Annotated in this window: 23 protein-coding genes and 5 pseudogenes; 15 read left to right on the forward strand and 13 right to left on the reverse strand. The window is 42.2% G+C overall.

All coding sequences use genetic code 11. The features are described 5' to 3' along the window. The first annotated feature begins 76 nt into the window (after window positions 1-76). Entirely contained in the window at window positions 77-910 is an 834-nt protein-coding gene (locus tag FD724_RS00975) for a DUF928 domain-containing protein (protein WP_179071284.1), read from the forward strand. Between the two features lie 180 nt (window positions 911-1,090). Here FD724_RS00975 and FD724_RS00980 read toward each other — a convergent pair whose 3' ends face one another. The 3 genes from FD724_RS00980 to FD724_RS00990 all read right to left on the reverse strand — a co-directional run bounded on the left by FD724_RS00980 (window position 1,091) and on the right by FD724_RS00990 (window position 3,047). Beyond that, window positions 1,091-2,242, reverse strand: a complete 1,152-nt coding sequence (locus FD724_RS00980) for an AI-2E family transporter (RefSeq protein ID WP_179071285.1) — start codon at window positions 2,240-2,242, stop codon at window positions 1,091-1,093. 90 nt (window positions 2,243-2,332) lie between these two features. Next, window positions 2,333-2,524: a hypothetical protein gene (locus FD724_RS00985; RefSeq protein WP_179071286.1), complete on the reverse strand. Its 192-nt coding sequence runs from the start codon at window positions 2,522-2,524 to the stop codon at window positions 2,333-2,335. Window positions 2,525-2,639: 115 nt separating this feature from the next. Then, a complete protein-coding gene (locus FD724_RS00990; RefSeq protein ID WP_179075368.1) occupies window positions 2,640-3,047 on the reverse strand; it encodes a Uma2 family endonuclease in 408 nt (135 codons plus the stop codon). Window positions 3,048-3,131: 84 nt separating this feature from the next. Between FD724_RS00990 and FD724_RS00995 the strand changes: the two genes are divergently transcribed. Further along, window positions 3,132-3,518: an IS630 transposase-related protein gene (locus tag FD724_RS00995; RefSeq protein ID WP_179071287.1), complete on the forward strand. Its 387-nt coding sequence runs from the start codon at window positions 3,132-3,134 to the stop codon at window positions 3,516-3,518. A gap of 59 nt (window positions 3,519-3,577) precedes the next feature. After that, on the forward strand, window positions 3,578-4,078 hold the full coding sequence (locus tag FD724_RS01000) for a transposase (RefSeq protein ID WP_179071288.1): 501 nt from the start codon (window positions 3,578-3,580) through the stop codon (window positions 4,076-4,078). A 7-nt stretch (window positions 4,079-4,085) separates the two neighbouring features. Here FD724_RS01000 and FD724_RS01005 read toward each other — a convergent pair. Next, a pseudogene (locus tag FD724_RS01005) lies at window positions 4,086-4,217 on the reverse strand (Uma2 family endonuclease); the annotation flags it as partial. 538 nt (window positions 4,218-4,755) lie between these two features. On the opposite strand from FD724_RS01005, the gene FD724_RS01010 reads away from it, so the two are divergent. From FD724_RS01010 to FD724_RS01020, 3 genes and pseudogenes are all read left to right on the forward strand, one after another. Next, complete coding sequence (locus FD724_RS01010; RefSeq protein WP_372726538.1) at window positions 4,756-6,477, forward strand: ShlB/FhaC/HecB family hemolysin secretion/activation protein; 1,722 nt, start codon at window positions 4,756-4,758, stop codon at window positions 6,475-6,477. Window positions 6,478-6,772: 295 nt separating this feature from the next. Next, window positions 6,773-7,000: pseudogene (locus FD724_RS01015) on the forward strand (IS701 family transposase); the annotation flags it as partial. Window positions 7,001-7,111: 111 nt separating this feature from the next. Then, window positions 7,112-8,272, forward strand: a pseudogene (locus tag FD724_RS01020) (transposase). A 24-nt stretch (window positions 8,273-8,296) separates the two neighbouring features. Here FD724_RS01020 and FD724_RS41670 read toward each other — a convergent pair. From FD724_RS41670 to purN, 5 genes and pseudogenes are all read right to left on the reverse strand, one after another. Continuing rightward, window positions 8,297-8,695 (reverse strand): reverse transcriptase N-terminal domain-containing protein, encoded by a 399-nt coding sequence (locus tag FD724_RS41670; protein WP_179071290.1) that lies wholly within the window; start codon window positions 8,693-8,695, stop codon window positions 8,297-8,299. 57 nt (window positions 8,696-8,752) lie between these two features. After that, a complete protein-coding gene (locus tag FD724_RS01030; RefSeq protein ID WP_176727093.1) occupies window positions 8,753-8,899 on the reverse strand; it encodes a hypothetical protein in 147 nt (48 codons plus the stop codon). Window positions 8,900-9,315: 416 nt separating this feature from the next. After that, a pseudogene (locus FD724_RS40505) lies at window positions 9,316-9,561 on the reverse strand (HNH endonuclease); the annotation flags it as partial. A 33-nt stretch (window positions 9,562-9,594) separates the two neighbouring features. Further along, window positions 9,595-9,687: pseudogene (locus FD724_RS40510) on the reverse strand (hypothetical protein); the annotation flags it as partial. A 538-nt stretch (window positions 9,688-10,225) separates the two neighbouring features. Beyond that, window positions 10,226-10,876, reverse strand: coding sequence for a phosphoribosylglycinamide formyltransferase (gene purN / locus FD724_RS01040; RefSeq protein ID WP_179071292.1), 651 nt, complete (start codon window positions 10,874-10,876; stop codon window positions 10,226-10,228). 98 nt (window positions 10,877-10,974) lie between these two features. On the opposite strand from purN, the gene FD724_RS01045 reads away from it, so the two are divergent. The 6 genes from FD724_RS01045 (at window position 10,975) to FD724_RS01070 (ending at window position 16,151) form a co-directional block, all read left to right on the forward strand. Then, window positions 10,975-11,133 carry a hypothetical protein gene (locus tag FD724_RS01045; protein ID WP_179071293.1) on the forward strand — a complete coding sequence of 53 codons (159 nt, stop codon included), beginning with the start codon at window positions 10,975-10,977 and terminating at the stop codon, window positions 11,131-11,133. A 281-nt stretch (window positions 11,134-11,414) separates the two neighbouring features. Further along, complete coding sequence (locus FD724_RS41855; protein WP_372726499.1) at window positions 11,415-14,624, forward strand: SUMF1/EgtB/PvdO family nonheme iron enzyme; 3,210 nt, start codon at window positions 11,415-11,417, stop codon at window positions 14,622-14,624. 52 nt (window positions 14,625-14,676) lie between these two features. Beyond that, window positions 14,677-14,865, forward strand: coding sequence for a hypothetical protein (locus tag FD724_RS01060; protein WP_179071294.1), 189 nt, complete (start codon window positions 14,677-14,679; stop codon window positions 14,863-14,865). Next, window positions 14,855-15,064, forward strand: coding sequence for a hypothetical protein (locus FD724_RS01065; RefSeq protein WP_179071295.1), 210 nt, complete (start codon window positions 14,855-14,857; stop codon window positions 15,062-15,064). Before FD724_RS01060 ends, FD724_RS01065 begins: the two co-directional genes overlap by 11 nt. Next, window positions 15,061-15,192, forward strand: a complete 132-nt coding sequence (locus tag FD724_RS40525; protein WP_256874417.1) for a hypothetical protein — start codon at window positions 15,061-15,063, stop codon at window positions 15,190-15,192. The genes FD724_RS01065 and FD724_RS40525 overlap by 4 nt, the downstream gene beginning before the upstream one ends. Window positions 15,193-15,263: 71 nt before the next feature. Further along, window positions 15,264-16,151, forward strand: coding sequence for a carbohydrate ABC transporter permease (locus FD724_RS01070; protein WP_179071296.1), 888 nt, complete (start codon window positions 15,264-15,266; stop codon window positions 16,149-16,151). A 64-nt stretch (window positions 16,152-16,215) separates the two neighbouring features. On the opposite strand, the gene FD724_RS01075 is transcribed toward FD724_RS01070, so the two are convergent. Next, window positions 16,216-16,782 (reverse strand): thermonuclease family protein, encoded by a 567-nt coding sequence (locus tag FD724_RS01075; RefSeq protein WP_179071297.1) that lies wholly within the window; start codon window positions 16,780-16,782, stop codon window positions 16,216-16,218. Window positions 16,783-16,968: 186 nt separating this feature from the next. On the opposite strand from FD724_RS01075, the gene FD724_RS01080 reads away from it, so the two are divergent. Both FD724_RS01080 and FD724_RS01085 read left to right on the forward strand, forming a co-directional pair. Then, a complete protein-coding gene (locus FD724_RS01080; protein WP_179071298.1) occupies window positions 16,969-17,715 on the forward strand; it encodes a ferritin-like domain-containing protein in 747 nt (248 codons plus the stop codon). Between the two features lie 148 nt (window positions 17,716-17,863). Further along, a complete protein-coding gene (locus tag FD724_RS01085; RefSeq protein ID WP_012409687.1) occupies window positions 17,864-18,211 on the forward strand; it encodes a helix-turn-helix domain-containing protein in 348 nt (115 codons plus the stop codon). 140 nt (window positions 18,212-18,351) lie between these two features. Here FD724_RS01085 and FD724_RS01090 read toward each other — a convergent pair whose 3' ends face one another. From FD724_RS01090 to FD724_RS01100, 3 genes are all read right to left on the reverse strand, one after another. Next, the gene (locus tag FD724_RS01090) at window positions 18,352-18,747 is read right to left on the reverse strand and encodes a salt stress protein, Slr1339 family (protein WP_179071299.1); all 396 of its coding nucleotides are present in this window, start codon (window positions 18,745-18,747) and stop codon (window positions 18,352-18,354) included. 26 nt (window positions 18,748-18,773) lie between these two features. Beyond that, window positions 18,774-19,379 carry a VWA domain-containing protein gene (locus FD724_RS01095; RefSeq protein ID WP_114085107.1) on the reverse strand — a complete coding sequence of 202 codons (606 nt, stop codon included), beginning with the start codon at window positions 19,377-19,379 and terminating at the stop codon, window positions 18,774-18,776. 204 nt (window positions 19,380-19,583) lie between these two features. After that, window positions 19,584-20,189: a VWA domain-containing protein gene (locus FD724_RS01100; RefSeq protein ID WP_114085108.1), complete on the reverse strand. Its 606-nt coding sequence runs from the start codon at window positions 20,187-20,189 to the stop codon at window positions 19,584-19,586. 867 nt (window positions 20,190-21,056) lie between these two features. Here FD724_RS01100 and FD724_RS01105 point away from each other — a divergent pair. Further along, the gene (locus FD724_RS01105) at window positions 21,057-22,031 is read left to right on the forward strand and encodes an aliphatic sulfonate ABC transporter substrate-binding protein (protein WP_245246036.1); all 975 of its coding nucleotides are present in this window, start codon (window positions 21,057-21,059) and stop codon (window positions 22,029-22,031) included. Window positions 22,032-22,093 lie beyond the last annotated feature (62 nt).

A 22,093-nucleotide genomic window follows, 5' to 3' on the forward strand; every position in this document is an offset into this window, starting at 1 on the left:
AAAGATTTTTTTGATTAAATTTTTGGATAAGCAGCAGATAAATCTACCAGGCTTACATAGTTCAAAAAGGGTTTTTATGAAGTCAAATTCACAACCGATAAAACTGTTTTTAGTAGTAGCTTTTAGCTGTACCAATTTATTAGTTAGCCTGACTCCAGTACTGGCAAAACCAAAAGTCGGTTCTTCAACTAGCGATGCCTACGGCGGTCTACGCCTACGCTCTGAAGCTAAAACAAGCCATACTAAAGCCACATTTAATCAACCTGCAATTCCATCTGGCCCTCCTCCTGGAGGCCGCGTTCGTGGTGGAGCGAAGCGCAACATAAATGGATGCCAAACTACTAAACATGACTTGACTGCTTTAGTGTCCTTTACTCAGGAAGCTAACTCAGTAATCAATGTCTGGGGAAAGACAACGCTAGAACACCCAAGTTGGTTTTTCTATGTGCCATATACTAAAGATTTTCCTTATACAGTTGAATTTGTGCTGCAAGATCAAGACTCTAACGAGATTTATAAAAAACCGATCGTTCTACCAGAGAAAGCAGGAGTCATCAGTGTGTCTCTACCTACCACTTCTCCTGGCTTGGCACTAAACAAACAATATCGCTGGTTTTTCACCATTAGCTGTAACGAGGAAAAGAATTCCCCCCCGACTTACGTCGAAGGGGTAATACAAAGAGTAGAACTCAATCCCGCCGTAGTTAAAGAGCTAGAAACTACAGAACTTTTAAAGCGCTATGCTATCTATGCCCAAAACGGGATATGGTACGACGCACTTACCACACTGGCTCAACTGCGCCAGAAAAATCCTAAAGATGCAAAATTACAAACAGAGTGGCAGAATTTGTTAGGCAGCATCAATTTAGATGATATTGCAGCAGAACCGATTTTTTGGGAGCAACCTTAGACTAAGAAACACATTTTCAGAGCAACTAAGTAGTTAGCCATAATTCAACATAAAATAAAATCCTAGTTGGTAGTGAGCGATAAACCACTCACTACCAACTAGGATTACTAGGACTAAATTACTAGAAACTTTAATTAATTTCTTTCTAGCTACTTGCCTTTATCCAAAATCCAAAATTGATTAATCTTCTTTTTGTAAAATATCATCATCAATCCCTTTCTCCCGATTAACATCAGGACTATCTGCTGTCCAATAGTCCTCTACTTCAGGAGATTCAGAAACCATCACAAACTCAGTTTCTTTTCTATGGTTATTTCCCCATTCATCTAAAACATCTTTAATTAACACTTCTTGCAACCAAATCTTAGCCACAACAGTCAGGGGTAGTGCTAGAAATAATCCTAAAAAGCCAAAGAAAGTTACGAAAAATAGTTGGGCAATTAAGGTTATGGCGGGCAGCAATGAGACTTGATGTGCCATCACCACAGGCGTAATGAAATTGCTCTCAACCTGTTGAATGATAAAGTAGAGAATCAAGACAGCGATCGCTTTCCAAGGCTCATCTAAGAAGGCGATCGCCATTGCTGGGATTACGCTCATCGTTGGGCCCAGGTTGGGAATCAAGTTAAAAAATCCCGCTAAAACTGCTAAAGCTAGTGCTGCCTTGACATGCAAAATTAATAAGCCAATAAAACTCATCACCCCCACTACAAAAATGGCAATGAAAGCGCCTGTAATCCATCCCTCCAAGGAAACTTCACATTTATCTAAAATCCCATCTACCCGTCGCCGATAAAATGAAGGGAAAAGCCGGACAAATACTTTGCGGTAAGCTATTGGGTCGGCTAACATCATTCCTGTTAAAACCAACACTAGCAAAATCTTAAGAACGACTTCTAAAGAGCCAGATACAAAGGCAAAAGAGTTTCCCAGCAAGCGATTGATGAAGGGCTGTATTTGTTGAATAAGGCTATTAATATCTGGAATGTAAGGAACTAACTGGTCAGGAATACGAGTTCTCAGAGCATCAAGCCAAGTATTAAAGCGCCCAAACCCTTTAGGAACCTGATAGGTTAGTTCTTGAAACTGCTGTGCAAATGGTGGGACAATAAGCCAGAAAAAACCCACAATGCCTGCGAAAAAGATCGCTACTGCCAGGAGAACGGCGAATCCACGCTTCATCCCAAAGCGTTGGAAGCGTTTTGCTAGCCGATTCAAGGTCGTTGCTAACACAACTGCGGCAAACATGAGCAAAAGCACTTCCCGGATTTGCCACAGGATGTATAAAGAAAGAACTATGGCGATTAAGCCGATCCATTGACCGAGGTTCACAGGCTAACTCCCAACGGTTGGCAAGATGCAATTTTGTTGTAATTCAGCTAGGTTAGCTGATTTTAGTCACTTGTGCGTAGATCGTTTGAGTTAATTTTGTTGCTGTGCTTGAAATCGCCACAGTAACGCGATCGCTATAATCACAATCGGCAACAATACTATAATTAGCGCGTTGGTTCCTGTCGCCGGAATTGATAGACTTGGCCCCACATACTTAATTAATAGTGATAACAAAGCCGACAGTAAAAGCAGTTTCAGAACAAATCCTAGTTGATTTCCCATAAAAGTACGGCATAAAATTGTGGTACATACGAGTTTCCTCTGTACCGTTCAGTTTCTACAATAAACCTACAGATACAATCCTTTCCAACTTTCTTTAGGAAATTCGTTCGCTTTTTTACGTCAAACTCAACCAGCCAAAAATTTGTTCTACAGTCAGTTCCAACTCGATACCCTCTAGGATGGGTAATTTATCTGCACCTTCGTATAATTCCACCCTCTGTCCAGGAAACACCCCCAGCACACTTTCGTCTTCGGGGTTGATTAACCAGCCTAATTCATTACCATTGCGCGAACAAAGCAATAATTTACTCAACACTTTTTTTAACTTTTGGTCTGGGGAAAGAATTTCAATTGCCCAGTCGGGATGAATTTCAAAACGATTAGCAATTCTGCCAGATGGAGTTTTAGAAATTCTATCCCAACGAAACACAGACACATCAGGGACGATAGAAGCACCGCCAAAGGTACAGCGTAGTTCTGAAAAAGCGATAGAAATTTTCTGCCTTTTAGCTATACCGTTAATTGTTTCACAAAGAGTAACCTGAAGTAAGCTACAGCACTTCCGTCTGTTATAAGGTACACTAGATTAAAATATAAATACTTTTAAATGAAGTCATACTCTGTCGAGCTTCGAGAAAAAATAGTTGCGGCACATCTTCAGAAAAACATCTCAATCAGGAAAGTAGCTAATATATTTTCCGTCTCAAAGAGTTTAGTCCAAAAGCTTGTAAAACAACAAAAAGTTGAAGGAAATTTACAATCCAAGCTGCGAGGAAAGCCACAATTTAGTCATCTAACAAATGCTGACATAGAGTTGACAGAATTAGTTGCATCACATCCAGATGCAACATTAATAGAATTGTGTGAATTATTTGCAGACAAGACTGGCAATTTCGTAGGTCGAAGTGCAATGTGTCGTGCGTTACAGAAATTAGGATTAAATCGGAAAAAAAAACAAAGCGGAGTACCCAAGCAGGCACGGAGAGAGTCCTGAATTTAAGATTAGATTTTTGGGAAAAGGTCAAACATATAGAGCCAGAAAATTTAGTATTTTTGGACGAAACTGGCGTTCTACTTGGTTTAACAAGGACTCATGCCCGTTCACAAATTGGAACAAGAGCTTACTCTCTTAACCCCTTCTATCGGGGATCAAAAGTTACAGTAATTGGAGCAATTAGTATTAAAAAAGTAGTCGCATTAATGACAATGAATAATTCAATGGATGGCGTTGCAAATGATGTATTTATTGAGAAGTTTTTAGTACCAGAGTTATGGTCAGGAGCAGTCGTAGTGATGGATAATTTATCCGCGCATAAACTCGATTCAATTGTGCCAATGATTGAAGCTGTCGGCGCTTCAGTTCTTTGTTTATCCCCATATTCTCCCGATTTTAATCCAATTGAATTATGGTGGTCACAACTCAAATCTTTCTTACGCAGTTTTGCTCCAACTACAACAGAAATGGTTGATAAACTAATATCAGTTGCACTCGACTTAATAAATCCTCAACATTTAAGAAACTGGTTTGCTAATTGCTGCTACTGTACCTCATAACAGCCGGAAGTGCTGTATATTCACCTTCAGGCATTGGTTTTTGAATAACTTTCCCGTTGATAAATTCTGATGCTGGCTCAGTTTCTGACAGTTTGAGGAACTCATCTAAAGTTAGTTGGGGTTGAGTTGCGATCGCCATCAGCAAATAGCATAGAGGGGATGGTTTAATTATGTGCCTTAGTGATCGCCTAGAGTATTGATTCACTAAATTAAATTGTCTCTTTGCTTTATACTCTTGACAAAAAACAGTATTTACGCTGATGATGGCTGTAAAAAATACAGCCATTATAAATAGTGGTACATCGCTTGTTACACCAAAGTATCGGGGATGAACTGAATGTAAAGAAAGAACCATTGAAGAAAAATTCAGAAGTTAGATTTAGGAGCCAAGCCAGAGACGTTTCCGTTACTCCGGTCAAATCGAGACCACTAAATCTGCCTATTTAGCGTGGGTCTTAAACCTCTCTATTCAGAGGATGGCGGACTTGCTACTGCTTCTTTGGTCAGAAGAAACAACTGAATTCTGGCCAAAGAAGACATCCGGCTCCCCTCCTGACTCCTGAATTCTTATTTAGTAAATATTAAGGAGAAGGGTGCCAGTGAAACAAGTCGTTACAGAGAACTCTATTATTAGTTCAGTATTTTATAAGAAACAAATATTAAACAAGCCTGTAAGTATAATCTCTGGACTACGACCTCTGGCATTCGGCTTTGTTTTAGCAGCAGTATTATCTAATTATCAGCAGGTCATTGCCCAAACTCCAAATCCTGACACCCTACCACCCGGTCGGTTAGAAGAAGTTCCGGTAACACCCTTACCCACTGACGTGTTGCCACCAACAGATAACAATCAATTAGTCCCTTTGCCCACAATACCAGATGAGTCAATTCCAAGTCAGGATAACTCGAATGCGAAATTTCGGGTAGATCGGATTGAAGTTGTAGGTAGTACAGTTTTCAAACCAGAGCAATTTGCCACGATTACCAATCCCTTTGTCGGCAAAGAAGTGACATTTGCAGAATTATTGCAAATCAAAGATGCGATCGCTAAGCTTTATATTGATAACGGTTATGTAACCACAGGAGCATTGATTACACCGCAGACACTAGAAGCAGGAACAGTAAAAATTCAGGTAATCGAAGGCAGTCTGCAAGAAATCAAAATCATTGGTAACAGACGATTACGTAGTCAATACATTCGCGATCGCATTCAACTTGGTGCTGGCAAACCCCTAAACGTACCACGCCTCCTAGAAAAACTCCAACTACTCCGCCTCGATCCACGCATCCAAAACCTCTCAGCCGAATTACAAACAGGCGTGCATCCGGGAAGCAATGTATTGCAAGTTGAGGTTGAAGAAGCAGACACTTTTAAACTGACGGCAAGCCTAGATAATGGGCGATCGCCAAGTGTGGGTAGTTTTCGCCGGGGAGTGGATCTGCAAGAAGCCAATTTATTAGGTTTGGGTGATACTCTGAGTGTAGGATACGCCAATACTGATGGCAGTAATAGCATTAATGCCAATTACACACTACCGATTAATGCCCACAATGGTACTATCTCCTTTGGCTTTAGCCAAGGATGGAACCACGTTATTGAAAAACCATTCAGTGTCCTTGATATCCAGTCAGATTCTCAATCTTATGAATTGGGATATCGGCAACCACTGGTGCAAAAACCAACTCAAGAGTTGGCAGTCGGGGTGTCATTCTCGCGTCAATCAAGCCAAACTGAGTTGGGTATTGATAATATTGGGCCGTTTCGCCTCTCCCCAGGTGCAGATGAGAACGGAAAAACGAATATTTCGGCTTTGCGCTTTTTTCAAGAATATACCCAGCGAAGTAACCAGTATGTGTTTGCGGCGCGATCGCAATTGAGTTTTGGGGTAGATTGGTTCGATGCCAATGTCAGTGAAAATGAACCAGATAGCCGCTTTTTCGCGTGGCGGGGACAGACGCAGTGGGTACGACAATTAGCACCAGACACCCTATTTTTAGTTAGGGGCGATTTCCAATTAGCGGCAGATTCCTTGGTACCTTTAGAGCAATTTGGTCTTGGTGGACAACTAAGTGTCCGGGGCTATCGCCAAGACGCATTACTTACAGATAATGGTCTGTTGTTTTCGGCAGAATTTCGAGTCCCAATTGTTCGCGTGAACAAGATTGACGGGGTGCTGCAACTGACACCCTTCATTGATGTGGGTAAAGGTTGGAACGTCAACGGCGAAAATCCATCGCCAAGTACCCTTGTGAGTACTGGGTTGGGGCTGTTGTGGAAGCAGGGTGATGACTTATCGGCTCGTTTAGATTGGGGCATTCCTTTAATCTCGGTGGATGGTGAAAAGCGATCGCTCCAAGAAAATGGTTTGTACTTCTCACTCCGTTATTCGCCATTTTGACCTGGATTTTTCACTTGTGATAAATCAAGAAGTGTGGGAGGTGTGGGAGGTTGGGAGGTGTGGGAGGATGGAGAAGAAGTCTTACCCCCCATACTCCCCACACTCCCCACACTCCCCACACTCCTCTGCCTACAGTATCAGTATTTTAAAATGCAAAGTATAAATAAAGGCTTGGCGATGAGTAAGACCCCTCTTTGGTTAGTTCTGTGTGGTGGAATAATACCGTTAATAGCCCTGTTTTGTCACTCTGGCAGTAGTATAATAAGGTACAAATGCTAGAGCCAAGACACAGAGTATGGTACAGCCCCGTCCAGCCGCACCAACAGTAAAATTTGTGGACGAATATTGCCAGTGGTATAAAAGCCTGTTTCCAGATGTTAGGAGCTTCGAGGCTTTTAAGTACCTTCATGTAGGGTGTATTTCTGAACTAAAAAGGAAAACCTTACCAGAAATAGCAAAAATTGTAGGATTGGATAACCAACAAGGTTTGCATCATTTTTTAACTACATCACCGTGGGATCTTAGTGGTGCAGAAAAGTCCTGAAGGCTTGATATATGGGGAATTTTACTAAGACAAGGGTGACAGAGAGGGGGAAGACATGGGATGCTCAAGTTTCCACACAAAAACTACTCCATGTCAGTCCCCCATCTTTATCGTCAACTGCAAGTTCAACTAAGTCAATGGATTTGTCCCCAAGATCAACGACATCTGCAAGTCTTTTGTGAGAATGTCGCCGCCATTTTGCAAGCTCAAAGCGCCTGTCTGAGCCACTGGTTGCCCTATCTGAGTCATAGGGAGTGCAAAGCTCGCAGCCACATGGAGCGCTTAAACTACTTTGTCCATAATCCCAAAATCACTGCCGAAACCTTCTATTTTCCTATGTTGCAGCAGTTCTTGAACTCCTGGGAGGGCATGGCGATGACACTAACACTTGATACCAGTATGTTATGGGATCAATATTGCTTAATTGAGATCTGTTTAGTTTGGGGTGGACGCTCTATTCCACTTGGTCAAACGGTATTGGAGCATGGCAGTGCCACCGTGGGCTTTGAGGACTACTGCCCCGTGTTAGAAACGACGTTAAGGCTGCTGCTTAGGCAGAATGTCATGTGACGTTGTTAGCGGATCGAGGATTTGAACATGGTGCGTTGATCCGGTGGTTACGGGAGCATCAATGGTCGTGGTCTATTCGGGCGAAATCGGACTTGAACATTACCCTCTCCAATGGTCAAACGGCTGCGGTTGCAAACTTGCTTCCCCAAGAGGGCGAAGCTTATCTGTTTCGAAAAGTCAAAGTTTTGCAGGACATTGAGTGTCATCTCGCCACCGCTCATTTAGCTCTGGCAAGTGAGGCTTGGGCTGTCCTCTCCGATGTGCCGCCGTCCTTGCAGACTTTTTGAGGTTTATGGTCAGCGATTTGGCGGCATTGAGCCACATTTTAAGGATTATAAGTCCGCCGCTTTTGAACTCATCCGCTCCCACTTGCGCGACCCTCAAGCGCTGAATTGTTTGTTGATGTTGCTAGCGCCTGCCACCTTAATTGCTATTGCTGTTGCGGTGGTGGTGGTCGGTGAAGGTCGGCGCAAAATGCTGGATTGGCACAGCCAGAGGGGATTGAGTTTCTTACAATTAGGATTACGCGAAATTGAACGGTTGTGTTATCAACGCCTCCCAATTCCTCTATTAGCTACCTTACCTCGGAAGAGTCCCCCATCTGCCACTGCTTCACTTAAAAAACGAACGCAGATAGAGCAACAAATTGAGTTCTCCCGTGTCACTGTGTTCTCAACTTGAGACTTCGGAAAGTTTTCTGCACCACTAAGCCCGTCGTGTCGGTTTCACCTTTGAGTTAGGTTTTAATTTTGCAACCAATATAAGACGTGCTTCTGGGGATAATGATTTGATTCCATCCACTCCTGCCGTCTTTTTACCTTGGTTGTCTTGTGTTACCCGACGTACCGATAAACACTTTGCTGCCCAGGACTTCATCAGCGTCTTCTGGAGTCTACGAAATGCTTTGACATCACCACGAAGAGATGCTTTGTAAATTCGTTTTTGCAACTTAAAAACACGTCGTTCGAGCTTACGCCAGTTGATATGTTTCCATTCCCCCATCGATTCATTACTCTTTGCTTTCCTGTTTGGGTTAGTCTTCAGGGGAAGGAAACCGTTATTGGTTAGTTTGGGAGTAATTTGTCCTGTATTAGACTTTTGCATTGCTACTCATAACTTTACATTCCAAATCACCGTGAGTCCGTCAGCATATCCTTACCATTACAGCAAGGCATTCGCTTCTGACTCAATCTTTCCTGTTCGTTGCATACAGTTAGCACCTACTTGATATCGACCGATCAAGGGCAACGATAGGTTACTTCGTTCCGAACAACCATTGTTAGAACCTTTAGAGATGATGCTATCCACCGGGTTTCTTTTGGGAGTGCTTGCTAGTCAATGGAGAATTGCCAGCCCCTTATCCTTTGCCTTTTGGCTCCAGCGCAAAAAGCCTTATTTCGCTGGTTCAGAGTTACGATGGTTCAGACGCATCTTTGCTTACGCTACTCATGGGTTCATGCTCGAAGGGAACCAGCTTAGGCTGCCAGTTTTTACCTCCTTTTCATCTCGCTTTACGGATTGATGGCTAGTCGCTACCGTAGGGATGATGCTGTTACCGTTGCACCTACGGAGAGGGACTTCTCTTTTTTTACTTGGAGTCACCCTCATGGTTATTCAGTTATCATCTGAGAGAGATTAAAGTGCGAACTCAACCCATTAGGGTTATCTCTCAAATGTCACTCATCCCTGAATATTTCTACTCATTTCGAGTGAACGAATCGCACTCTCCAACCTCTAACTACCGGGGCTAATTTCATAGCCTTTGTGGTAGCGCCATAATTCGAGTTATTGACGATAGCTTTTACTTTCTTACGGAAGGCTTTAAAGTTACACACTGATGGAGTGCTTCTAAATTTTCCGTTGCTCTGAACTCTAAGGTTCCAGCCGAGGAAGTCAAAACCATCTGTCGTAGCGGTTATTTTGGTTTTCTTTTGGCTTACTTGCATTCCGCGTTTGCGGAGAAACCGCGCTTTCCGCTTGTCTCCAACTTGAACCGCTTTAAATACGCGCTTTTGAAGGCGGAAAAGATTTCGGCGGAATTTCTTCCACGGTAAGGCTTTCCAAGATTCACTAGTTTGGTAACTGTGTCTAATCATTTTCTCTTCTCTAGTTTGTATTTTCTGAACACCTCAGTCTAATTACGGACTGTCCTACCCTAACTGTGGGGATTCCTCCGCTCGTCTGGTCTACCTGAGATTCGACTGTCTCAAGACCCACAATTAGTTTTTATTCGTTCCCTCGGAGAGATTGATTGTTCCGTTAGGTGTAGCCATTTCAACTATTGGATTCCCTAGACTCTTGCCGCTATCACCTCTAGAATGCGGCGGGATTTTCCAATGAAGTTAGGGTTTTTATGTTGCGCCCTATTCCTGGCTAAGTTGCTTTTCTAGGCTCTGTTTCACCTTGGGAACTCCCTGTTAGCACCAGTGTCAACCCGCAACGGTCGTCTGATTGCACCCTTTTCCCAGCTTCACTCTACAAGAACCGAGCTTGTTCGGTGTGGGCAGATAAGGAGTCAATTCTGAGTCTGAATGGCAAGACTTACACTTGCATCTGACCGAGAGTTCAGCCTTTAGTGACAGTAATCTGCTGTCGGGCTGGCTTAGTTATGTACGGACTAGTTACCCTGATTCACTAAGCAACGAATCGCACAGAAGCTGCCAGAGCGATCGCTAGCGGCAAAATTCGATGTTCCTGAATTTGAATCCTGGCGTGGAGTGTTTCTGCTGTATCATCTGGCAATACTGGCACTGCGGCTTGCATCAATATTGGGCCACTGTCCATTTCTAAACAAGCGATATGCGCCGTACAACCAGTGATTTTTACCCCAGATGCCAAGGCTTGTTCTACAGCATGGATTCCCTTGAAACTAGGTAACAAACTAGGATGGATATTAATAATTTTGTCAGGAAAGGCATCCATGAAAACTGATGTTAACAATCGCATCCAACCTGCCAAAATCACCCATTCCACATCGTAGTGCCGCAATGTCTGCACAATTTTTTCATCTAACTCTTCTCGGATTTTATAGTTGCGGTGATTTAATAAAACAGCTTCTACACCTCTATTGGCTGCTTTGACGGCTGCTTTCGCCGAGGGGTTATTGTAAATTAAAACTTGAATTTGAGCATTTAACTGTCCATCTTGGATAGCTTGAGCAACTACATCAAAATTGCTGCCATTCCCAGAAGCCATAATTCCTAGTTTTAAAGGGGCGACTTGTTGGCGAACATCGCTAATACTGGGAGAAACCAAGCTCAGGGTAGAATCAGGGCGGAGGGTCATAAACAGCTAAGAGGGAAAATTATAGATGCCAAAAATATATAATACGTACAATTTTGTGTAAAAGCGTAGCTTGTTTAATGCAAGGGGACGCATTAATATTGTTAGCCAATGCATTGGCATTGTTACCCGATGCATTGGCATTGTCAACCGATGCATTAATATTGTTACCCAATACATTGGCATTGTTTGCCGATGTATTGGCATTGTCAACCGATGCATTAACATTACAGGGTATTGCCAAATTTACTTTGCTATGAATTAATGAAATGCTCTACTAAGTCGTGGTTGGATACTGATACAGTAGCTGCCTGGATTTTTCTTACATAAATAGGTAAGATTTATACTTTAATTTAGCAGTGTCTCTTTCCATGTTGCGATGTCTACGACGGACTACGCCTACGCTTGATTAAATTTTGCTCTAAAAATTTAGCTTATAATCTAGTCCGGTTGATAGAGATAATATTCTAAAACTTGGTATAAAGGAAACAATACAGAGATTAAAGCCGCATAGGATTTGATCGCAGCATAGGTAAATTAAATGGCGAAGGTAGCGTTGCTGATTGGGGTCAGTGAGTATGAGCCAGGGCTAAACCCGTTGCCCAGTGCAGTTAGAGATGTGGAAGCAGTGTATGGTGTACTGCTGCATAGCGAGATGGGCGGGTTTGCCGCGTCAGATATTACCCTGCTAAAAAATCCTGAGCGACAAGTTGTAGAAATGGCGATCGAAACGCTATTCTCTGGACGGCACAAAGATGATTTGCTGTTGCTGTATTTTTCGGGACACGGCATCAAAGACGATCGCGGTAGGCTCTATCTGGCGACTCGCAACACCAGTAAGACGCAGCAGGGCGAATTGATTCGCTCAACGTCGGTGTCTGCCAATTTCATTCACGATCGCATGAGCGAAAGCCGCTCCCGTCGCCAGGTGGTGATCCTAGATAGCTGCTTTAGTGGCGCGTTTGCCGAGGGAATGTCTGCCAAATCTGATGGCGGCACCATTGACATCCGGGAGCAGTTAGGCGGTGAAGGACGAGCAGTGTTGACTTCTTCTACTTCGACTCAATATTCCTTTGAGCAAGAGGGGCAAGATTTATCGATTTACACTCGCTTTTTGATTGAAGGTATCAAGTCGGGAGAAGCCGATCGCGATCGCGATGAGTTTATCTCCATTGATGAACTTCATGAGTACGCCAGTCAGAAGGTACGAGAAGTTCAGCCGGCGATGAAGCCGGAAATCTATGCAATTCGAGAAGGCTTTAAAATTCGACTGACAAAGGTGGCTCCGGGCGATCCCAGACAGCGATACCGTAAAGAGGTAACGCGATTTATTCATCGAGGCGAAATTTCTTTTGTTGGTCGTCGTACATTGGATGTACTGAGGACTCGCTTAGGATTGGAGACAACTGAGGCGAAGGCGGTTGAAGATGAGGTGTTGGAACCGTATCGCAACGAGTTCCGGGAAAAACTCCAGCAGTATCAGCAGGTGTTTACTGAACTACTGGAGCGAGATGAGACAATTACAGATAGCGATCGCCTCGATCTGCAAAATCTCCAGCAAATTTTGGGGCTGCGGAATGAGGACACGATGCCGATTGAGGCTTTAGTGACTGCACGGTTTAAGACGCATCAACAAAACTTGCAAACATATCAGCAAGCGTTTACAACGGCACTGCGACAAGAGTTTCCGTTGAGTGCAGCAAGCCGCGATCGCTTACGGCAAACTCAGCAGCAATTAGAGCTTGCAAATGGAGATATTGCCGCGATAGAATCTCAGATTACGGCTGAGGTAGAGGCATATCGCCAGAAACTCCAGGATTACCAACGGCTGTTTTTTACTGCCACGCAGAAGGAATATCCTTTCAGTGCGGCAACCCGCAATGATTTACGCCAACAGCAGCAGCGCTTGGGACTGACGGATGTAGATGTTGCACCAATTGAAGCGCAAATCACAACACAGATTGAAAGCTATCATCAAAAACTCCAGCAGTACGAACAGGCGTTTGTCAAGGCGACGCAGCGCTGGCATTATCCAGATGAGGTGACGTGGAAGCAGTTACACCAAACGTGGCAGACGTTGGGGTTAAGTGATAGAGATGTGGGGGCGATTGAGAGGCGGATTAATGGGGAGATTGAAAGACATCAAGCAAACTTGCGGCAATATGAGCAAGAGTTTACAGAAGCTGTTCAGCAAGAATATCCGCTCAGTGCTTTCAAACGCTCTCAACTAACTCAACGTTATCAAGCGTTGAATCTGACTGCTGAAAATGTGACTGCAATTGAAAATCCAATTGTTGCTGCGATCGCGGAACATCGGCAAAAGCTTCAGCAGTATGAGCAGGTATTTAGAGAGTCGATGCAGTTTGAATATCCTCTTAGTGATGCTACTCGTGAAGAACTTCAGCGCTTTCAACGAATTTTAGAACTAAATGATGCAGATATTTCTGCGATCGAAGCAATTATTATTCAACCATCTTTAGAAGCAGAATACCGGAAACAGCAAGAGAGAATCAGACAGCAGCAGGAGGCAGAAAAACAACAAGAAGAAGCTGTACGACTAAACCAGCAGGAGGCAGAAAGACAACGACAGCAGGAGGAAGCAGAATATCGCCAAAAATTACAGCAGATGGACATCACTGCAATTGAAACCAGAGTTGTAGCAAGCCAAGAATTGATTAAACCTCCGATTCAGCAGTCAAGCTCTGCTCAACCCACTCAACCGGCTCAAGAGCGAATAACCCGACAAAAGTTTTTGAAATGGGCTGGCTTGGGAGGTGTAGGTTTGGTGACAGCAGTGTTAGGTCATGAAATTTTTAAGGGTCAATCACCGACACCTAAATCTACTATTATTGAACCTGCTAATCAACCTACTAATCAACCTACTAATAAATCAATAACTATCTCTGTACCTGAACCTAAATATATTCCCTTTAAGTTTGAAACGGTAACGGTAGATAAAAAGGGACAGATAATTAAACGAGAGCCTAACAAGCAAGCTAAGTTCTTTAACGAGGACTTAGGAAATGGCATAACTTTAGATATGGTTCAGATTGTTGAAGGCTCTTTTAATATGGGTTCACCACCCGGTGAAAATGGTCGAGCCAAAAATGAAGAGCCACAGCACGTTGTGAATGTCCCTGCTTTTTTTATCGGCAAGTTTGAAGTGACTCAGGAACAGTACCAGCAAATAATGGGTAGCACTCCGTCAAAATTCAAGGGAGCAAAACGTCCTGTAGAGCAAGTGTCCTGGAATGATTCAGTGGAATTTTGCAAAAAGCTGAGTCAAAAAGCTGGGCGTGAATATTGCCTACCTAGTGAAGCCGAGTGGGAATACGCCTGTCGTGCAGGAACAACGACACCATTTCACTTCGGCGAGACGATTACAACTGAGTTAGCTAACTATGATGGAGATTCCACTTATGCTTCTGCACCAAAAGGAAAAAATCGTCAAGAAACTACAGAAGTAGGAAGTTTTTCACCCAACGCCTTTGGATTATACGATATGCACGGGAATATCTGGGAGTGGTGTCAAGATACTTGGCATGACAGCTATAAAGGAGCGCCTAGTGATGGAAGTGCATGGATAGATAATGATAATAAAATTCGGATGCTGCGGGGCGGTTCCTGGTACGACGTTCCTGGAAAATGCCGTTCCGCGTCCCGTAACCTCAACTTTAGCGTGGGGCGCAACCTGATCCACAGCAATCTTGGTTTTCGGGTTGTCGTTTCCGCCGTTGGGAGGACTCCTTAGCCCTTTATTACAAATAGCTACATTGAGAGTATTACTAGATGAAAACATTAGAGTGAGAGCAAAACAACTAGAACAACAAGGGATTAAAGCCATTGATGCTCTCCATGTTGTTTGTGCCGAAGCTTCTCAAAGTGATTATTTTATCACCTGTGATAAGAGATTAATCAATTGCTGTCAAGGTTTAACACTCAAAGCAATCAACCCGACTGATTTTCTTTTGGAGATGGAAGATGACAATTAAAGTTATTAACGAACAGCAAAATTTACAAGAAGTAATGCAGGTACTTTTTACACATTTAGAGCCATCGAAGGTGATGAAATTTTTGGCAGCTTGTAAATTAGGTGAAGGTGATTATTTACAACTAAAAGAAAAACTGTTTGCTCAAGAGAATGTTGATAGTTTGTATGAAAAAATTCAAGCCTATCAAGACATAGAATGAAACTTGAAGAAGAATTCAGAAGCAAAGCCGGAGATGTTCCACCTACGGTCAGAATTAAGCCAACTAGAGATAATTATGAACCAAGAGTTTACCCAAGCGTAGGCGTAGCCCGTCGTAGACATCGCTAATGCTAGGAGAAACCAAGCTAAGGGTAGAATCAGGGCGGAGGGTCATAAACAGCTAGGAGGAAAAATTATAGATGCCAAAAAAAACATATACTACTAAGTCGTGGTTGGATAATGATACAGTAGCCGCCTGGACTTTTCTCACACCAGCACTAAGTTTACTAGGCGTTTTTATCATTTGGCCGATCGCTTATTTGTTTTACCTCAGCTTTACTGCTGGTAGTTTCACCTTAAAAGGTACTTATTGGATAGGCTTAAAAAACTATTGGCGCTTGCTACTTAACCCCGACTTCTGGCAAGTTTTGGGTAACACCTTTTATTTTACTGTTGCCACCATTATTCCCAGTTTAGTTATCTCGTTGGGATTGGCTGTGCTATTAAACCGCTCTATTCCCTTGCGGGGCATCATGCGGAGTGCATACTTTCTACCTTCGATTATTTCACTTGTGGCAGCCGGTTTGGGATTTCGCTGGCTGTTTCAAACATCAGGGCCAGTAAACGGACTTTTAGATTTTTTTGGCATTCCAGCCATCCCCTGGCTAGGAGATACATTTTGGGCAATGCCAGTAATTATTTTAATGAGTATTTGGAAACAACTCGGTTTCAATATGGTAGTTTTTTTAGCAGGCTTGCAAGCCATTCCTCCAAGCCGTTATGAAGCAGCAGATTTGGATGGAGCAAATGCTTGGCAACAATTTTGGCATATTACTCTGCCTGGATTGCGCCCGACTGTGATATTTGCAGTCATCACTACCGCGATTTTTACATTGCGGAGTTTTGAGCAAGTTTTTGTCATGACTGGCGGCGGGCCACTGAATTCGACTAATTTGCTGGTTTACTACATTTATCAAGAGGCTTTTGGTCAATTTGATTTTGGTTATGCAGCAGCAGCAGCAACGGTGTTACTAGCAGTGACGCTGGTATTAGTTTATTTTCAACTGCAAACTTGGAAAGAGGAGTAGGGGGACTTAATGCATAGAGTATTCACCACTTCTGAATTCTGACTCCTGAATTATGACTCCTGTTTTATTTTTTTGATAGGCTGCGATATTCCCAAGGATTAACAAATTTAGTGTCACTCCAAACCCCAACACGTTGTTCCTTGGCTTCAGCTTCGGCCTGTTGAACTAAATCTTTGCTGGGACACTTGTTTAAGTAAGGACGATACACCTTTGCCAATCCTTCTTTTAACAATATCTGCTGCACAAAAGTGCCATTTTGTAAACGGACTTCGGCAATTTTGCGTCCATAGCGATCGCTATCTGTGATATTCAAAGTCACGCGATCGCCTCCTTGTTGCACCAGTTGTTGCACACGTTCTTGAGCTTTCACACCCCAAGTAAATTGATTGCGATCGCTAGTGCGTTTACTCTGCTTTTCTTTATTAGAGTGGGCTATTTCTGGCGCATCTACACAAGCAAAGCGCACGGTAAAATTTTTGCCGTTGGTATCTTTAACTACTATAGTATCCCCATCACTCACTCGCTCAACTGGTTCTCCAGAAGTATTGACAAAGCGATCGCAGCCTATCAAACCCAAAATTATAATAGTTGTACAAAGCCAAAATCGTACTGGTTTATTTAATTTCTCCATCCCAACTCACCTGCATTACCTCTGTGGCATGATATTAGCAAAATGATGAGATATATTTGTTAACCTTTGACATACTGCCACAGGCAATTCAAAATCCCAGCAGGTAAAACCATTTGGCGATACCTGAATAGAAAATGCACATTAGTATAAGAATTGTAACCTTCCAATTATCAGTGGCAATTTCTGATGAACTTCTTAACTCACATTCTGCATTTAGCTGGTTCAGGTGCTTTTGCCTATTACTCTGCTGCTCAAATTCGTGATTTAAAAACCCGTCCCAACATCCTTGCAGGGTTTTATTTCGCCGAATCTGGTTCTGTGCCGTTTTTATCTGCACTTAGCGATCGCGCCGCAGCCGAAGGCGATACATGGCTAGCCGAAAAACTAGCAAAACACGCATCAGATGAGACTAGGCATGGTAAAGTTTTTGCCCACGCTTTACAGCAGATGAATAAACAAGTTATAGATTTTAAGCGTCAACCCCAAACTACAACCACAAACAAATCACAACAGCAGCGTAGCCCATTTTTTGCAGCATTCTTTGAAGGCTACACCCAAGAACAACTTAAACCTGCTGTCATTGAGTGGGATGTGTTTATGGCTAGCACATACATTCTTGAATTAGATGCTAGTAAAGACTTTGCACGAATGGCGAAAGTATTACCTGATAACGAGCCAACTGGTCGTAACTTGAAGTTAGGAATGCTAAGTATTGCTCAAGATGAAACTGGACATGCTGCTTATCTCTACGAAGCCATGATGCGACGGATGTCTGCTACCAAAGTGGAAAAACTTGTAGATATGTGGCGAACCCGGAAAGTAAACGCCTTGTTAGCAATGGTTGGCGGTATCCTCCAGCGTAATGGTGAAACGCGATCGCTAGTTCAAGATAGTGCGCCGTCGGAAATCGATTCTGAGTTGATAGCTACGTAATTATAGCTATCATTGAGTATCTAATGTTAAAAAAAATTAGTCTATCAAAGAGAGCAGTTAAATTTTGTGGAATGTTGTAGATGTACCCATACTTTTAACTAGCAGTACTACCAGCAAACCTAAGTAAGGTACTTCTTAAAAACTGACTATGAAAGCTGAAGCAGAAAACAATCTCAGGCTGACTTGTGAAGTAGAAACTACCCTAAAGGTAATTGGCGGGCGCTGGAAAGTTTTGATTATTAGAGAATTAATGACTGGCGTAAAAAGGTTTGGTGAGTTACAACGAGCTTTACCTGGAGTTACGCAAAAGATGTTGACTCAGCAACTTAGAGAAATGGAGCAAGACGGTATTATTCATCGAGAAGTTTATCCTCAAATTCCACCAAAGGTAGAATATTCACTAACGCATTTAGGAGAAACTTTGCAACCAATTCTCTATGCTATGCATGAATGGGCTGTTCAGCACTCAAATCGAACAAATCACCATCAATATTGAGCATGGGTAATAAATAATAATTGCTCATTTTAAATTTGAGTTAGGAGATTATTTTTGAATCTTGAATTGTTTATTTAGACATGTCTAGAAATTAATAGAGACGTAAAATATTGCGTCTCTACATTCTTGTTTGAAGACATTTATTCATTGCTTCTTAAATATTCAATCGCTGCCTCTAATTTTGAGGGGTAAGTTTCAGCGAACCTTTCAAACCAAAGTCCTTCCGACGAAAGTGGATCTACTTTGGCTAACCATTCTTTTGCCTGTATTTTCAAACCCTCTAATTGTTTGGCTTTGAGTTGTTCTTGGCGAATTCGCTCCTGTTCTAGTTCTTGTTGTTTTTTTAACTCAATAGCAGCATCCTCTTCTGCAAAATTAGCCTTAACCTCTGCCAAAATGTTATCCATAAAAGATGCCGACTTTGGCGATGATGGAATAAAGGATTTGGCTGTGGCTGATTTGGACTGTTGCTGTTGTGGTTTTACTTCTTTATATTCAGTTTTGAGTTCGGCTAACAGCTTATCAATGGAATCCATTTTTGCAATTCCTATAAATGGTATATCTAGTCATTAATAGCATTGAGCAAGACTTCTGATAGACTCATATCTTCCATATCTTCCATAGTAATGGTGTCACAGATATCAAACTTAGCACCAGCACTTTGGAGTTCATCATCTAAGACTTTCAGAAAGCGAGTAGCTTGTGGATCTGTGCCCACTTGAATGAAGGAAATGGCTAATTCTTCATCTCGATCGATGCGGCGAGAAGCTTCAATAATTACCTTCATAACTGCTTTGCGATCGTCTGGTTCACCATCAGTAACCACTAAAATTGTTTCACCATTTGGCTTTGTTTGACCGGCTGCTTTGCGTTGTAAGTAATCGTCAGTTGCATGTTTCAACACACCTGCCAAGTCAGTTGTACCAGAGGGATCATTTTCTCGGAAAATTTGCCCTACTAGACTGGATGTAACGTTTTCGTATCGCTTGAATTTACCAGAAAATAAATAAATAGTGATACCATCTGGGTCAAATTGCTCACACTTGCTAGCTAAAGCTAAAGTAGATTCCTGTGCTGCAAACCATCTACTTCTGCCACCCTTTTGATCTTGGGTTGCCATGCTGCCGCTTTTGTCAATAATTAAGGTGTAATCACGATTTTCTAGCATTATTCAATTCTCCAGTTAAGAGTCAATCAATTTTAGATTTTGGATTTTAGTTTAACCGTTAACCTAAAAGTAGGTATTGGGAAATAAATTTGGAATCTGAGATTTTCCCATAGTTGAAAATAGTCGCTATGAACCCAGATTTAAGTTTTGATTTCTTCAACCTAAAATTTAAAATCGGTTACTCAACTATAGGCAATCAACCTATTAGTCAGTTATTGCGTTCGTCAATACATCTACAAGACTCATTTCTTCTAAGTCGTCTAAAGTAACCGTGTCGCAAATATCAAATTTAGCGCCGACACTTTGCAACTGGTCATCCAAAGCTTTAAGGAACTTAGTTGCTTGGGCATCTGAACCTACTTGAATGATCGAAATTCCTAATTCTTCATCACGCTCCATCTGGCGAGTAGCATGAATGATAACTTCAAATACAGCTTTGCGATCGTCTGGTTCACCATCGGTGATGACTAATATTGTCTCTCCGTTTGGCTTGCTTTTACCGGCTGCTTTACGTTGAAAGTAATTATTGAGTGCGTCTTGAAGCACACCAGCTAAGTTTGTCGTCCCAGCAGGGTCATTTTCGAGAAATATCTGTGCGACTTTCGCTGAAGTGACATCATCGTAGCGTTTAAATCTACCGGAAAACAAGTAAACGGTGATGCCATCGGGGTCAAATTGTTCGGCCTTTCTTGCCAAAGCGAGTGTAGACTCTTGGGCAATCTCCCATCTACTTCTACCGCCCACTTGGTCGGGTGTGGACATACTACCGCTTTTATCAATGATTAATGTATAGTCGCGATCGCTCATCATAATTTTCCTCTGATTGTTACCCTGCAATTCTAGTCTAACTCCGTTTTTTTACCAGTAAGCAAAGCCTTTAAGCTTTTGTATCAATTTCTACGTGAACTAGCCGCACTGACTTGGATTACAAAGTACAGTGTGGGCTGCCAATTTCACCGAGGAATGCCGTATCTCGGATCAGAATATAGATGATAGATGAAGCTAGTTTATAGTTATAGTCTGCGATCGCTTTATATCATGTCCTCTTAATCACTTAGGATATGCCATTGTGATTGGAACACAGCAATTGCAACAGTTCGAAGATTGCTTCTCTACGAGATGCTCCATCAACACTTCGTTCGCAATGACAACTAATTAGCCGGACATGATATTACCTAATCCAGCAAATATGAGGCTGTCGGTTTTTCGCCTGTAAGTGTACATAGCATAATTGAGTATAAAATTGCTGCGTGTTGCTGTACCAGTAAGTGGCAACTATCTCTGTAACAAGAGGCACCTCGATCAAGAAATCGTCCTCTTTCTTTGCTCAAAGTTAAAAAATCGTCTCTATGGAATGATGGCTTTATTTACTGCTTGATTCTTGCAGAAGTCTATGATAGCATCCGTACAAACAAAAAACTACGATAAGTCGGTCGACTTAAGGTAGATTGTAATTGTGTGTCATTGGTAAAACTGCTTAATTAAATTTATCAGCTAAAAATTTCATTTAAATTTCTAGCTAATTGCCAGTAGTGCAAACGGTAGAAATTCAGTAGCGAAAAAACGAAAACATTAAATATTTACTAATTCAGTATGGTAGAAATATCGCGCAAATCTTACTTAAATCTGTTCAATTCCTCTCTACTATTCTTAGTAGGAGGAGTATTCAGTTTATCCATGACTTTAGTCAGTTGTAAAGCACAAAATACACCAGAGCAAACCGCTAACGCCTCCAATAGCTCTAATAGCACTAAGACAAAAGTCTTACACATGGGCTATATGACAGCTGGAGACTTACTCAAGATTAAAGGACTGTTAGAGAAACGTTTAACCCCACTGGGTATGAAAGTCGAATGGTCAAAATTTGCTGCTGGTCCACAACTTTTGGAAGCAATGAATGTAGGAAGTGTAGATTTCGGCTTTGTCGGTGAAACTCCCCCCATCTTTGCTCAAGCGTCGGGTGTTCCTTTTGTTTATGTTGCTAGCAGCAAACCTGGAACTGGTGAGGGAACTGCTGTTGTAGTCGATAAAGATTCTCCAATCAAGACAATAGCTGACCTCAAAGGTAAAGGATTGGCCTTTCAAAGAGCTACTGCACAGCAGTATTTCGTTTTGAAGGTTTTGCAAGAAGCAGGGCTGAAACTCAGCGATATTAAACACATTAATCTCACACCATTAGAAACTCGTGCTGCATTTGAGCGTAAGAGCGTTGATGCAGCTGTAATTGGCGACCCCCACCTTGCTCTATTTCAGAAAACTGCTAGGATTCGGATTATCCGGGATGGTAAGGGAATTACTACCCAAGGAGGCTACTGGTTAGGCTCGCGTAATTTCGTTAAAGATAATCCTGATGTAGTTAAAGTCATATTAGAAGAAGTCAATAACATTGGTAAATGGGCTGAAGCTAACCCACGTCAAGTAGCTGAACTGATTTCACCTGAAGCGAAAATTGATGTTCCAACACTAGAACTGGTATCGAAACGTAGGCTTTATACATTAAGACCCCTTAGTGAAGAAGTTTTGTCAGGACAGCAGAAAATTGCTGACTTATTCTATGAGCAGAAATTTATCACTAAGAAAATCAATGTTAAAGAAGCGACGCTTTCTTCTGAACAATATGCTACTTTAACCCCTTCAGAAGTTAAGCCTTGAGCATTTGTAGTAAACATTTTAGGTTTTTACTAATCATTCTTTGATGAGAATAGAGCTTCGCT

The organism is Nostoc sp. C057 (assembly GCF_013393925.1).
GTDB lineage: Bacteria > Cyanobacteriota > Cyanobacteriia > Cyanobacteriales > Nostocaceae > Nostoc > Nostoc muscorum_A.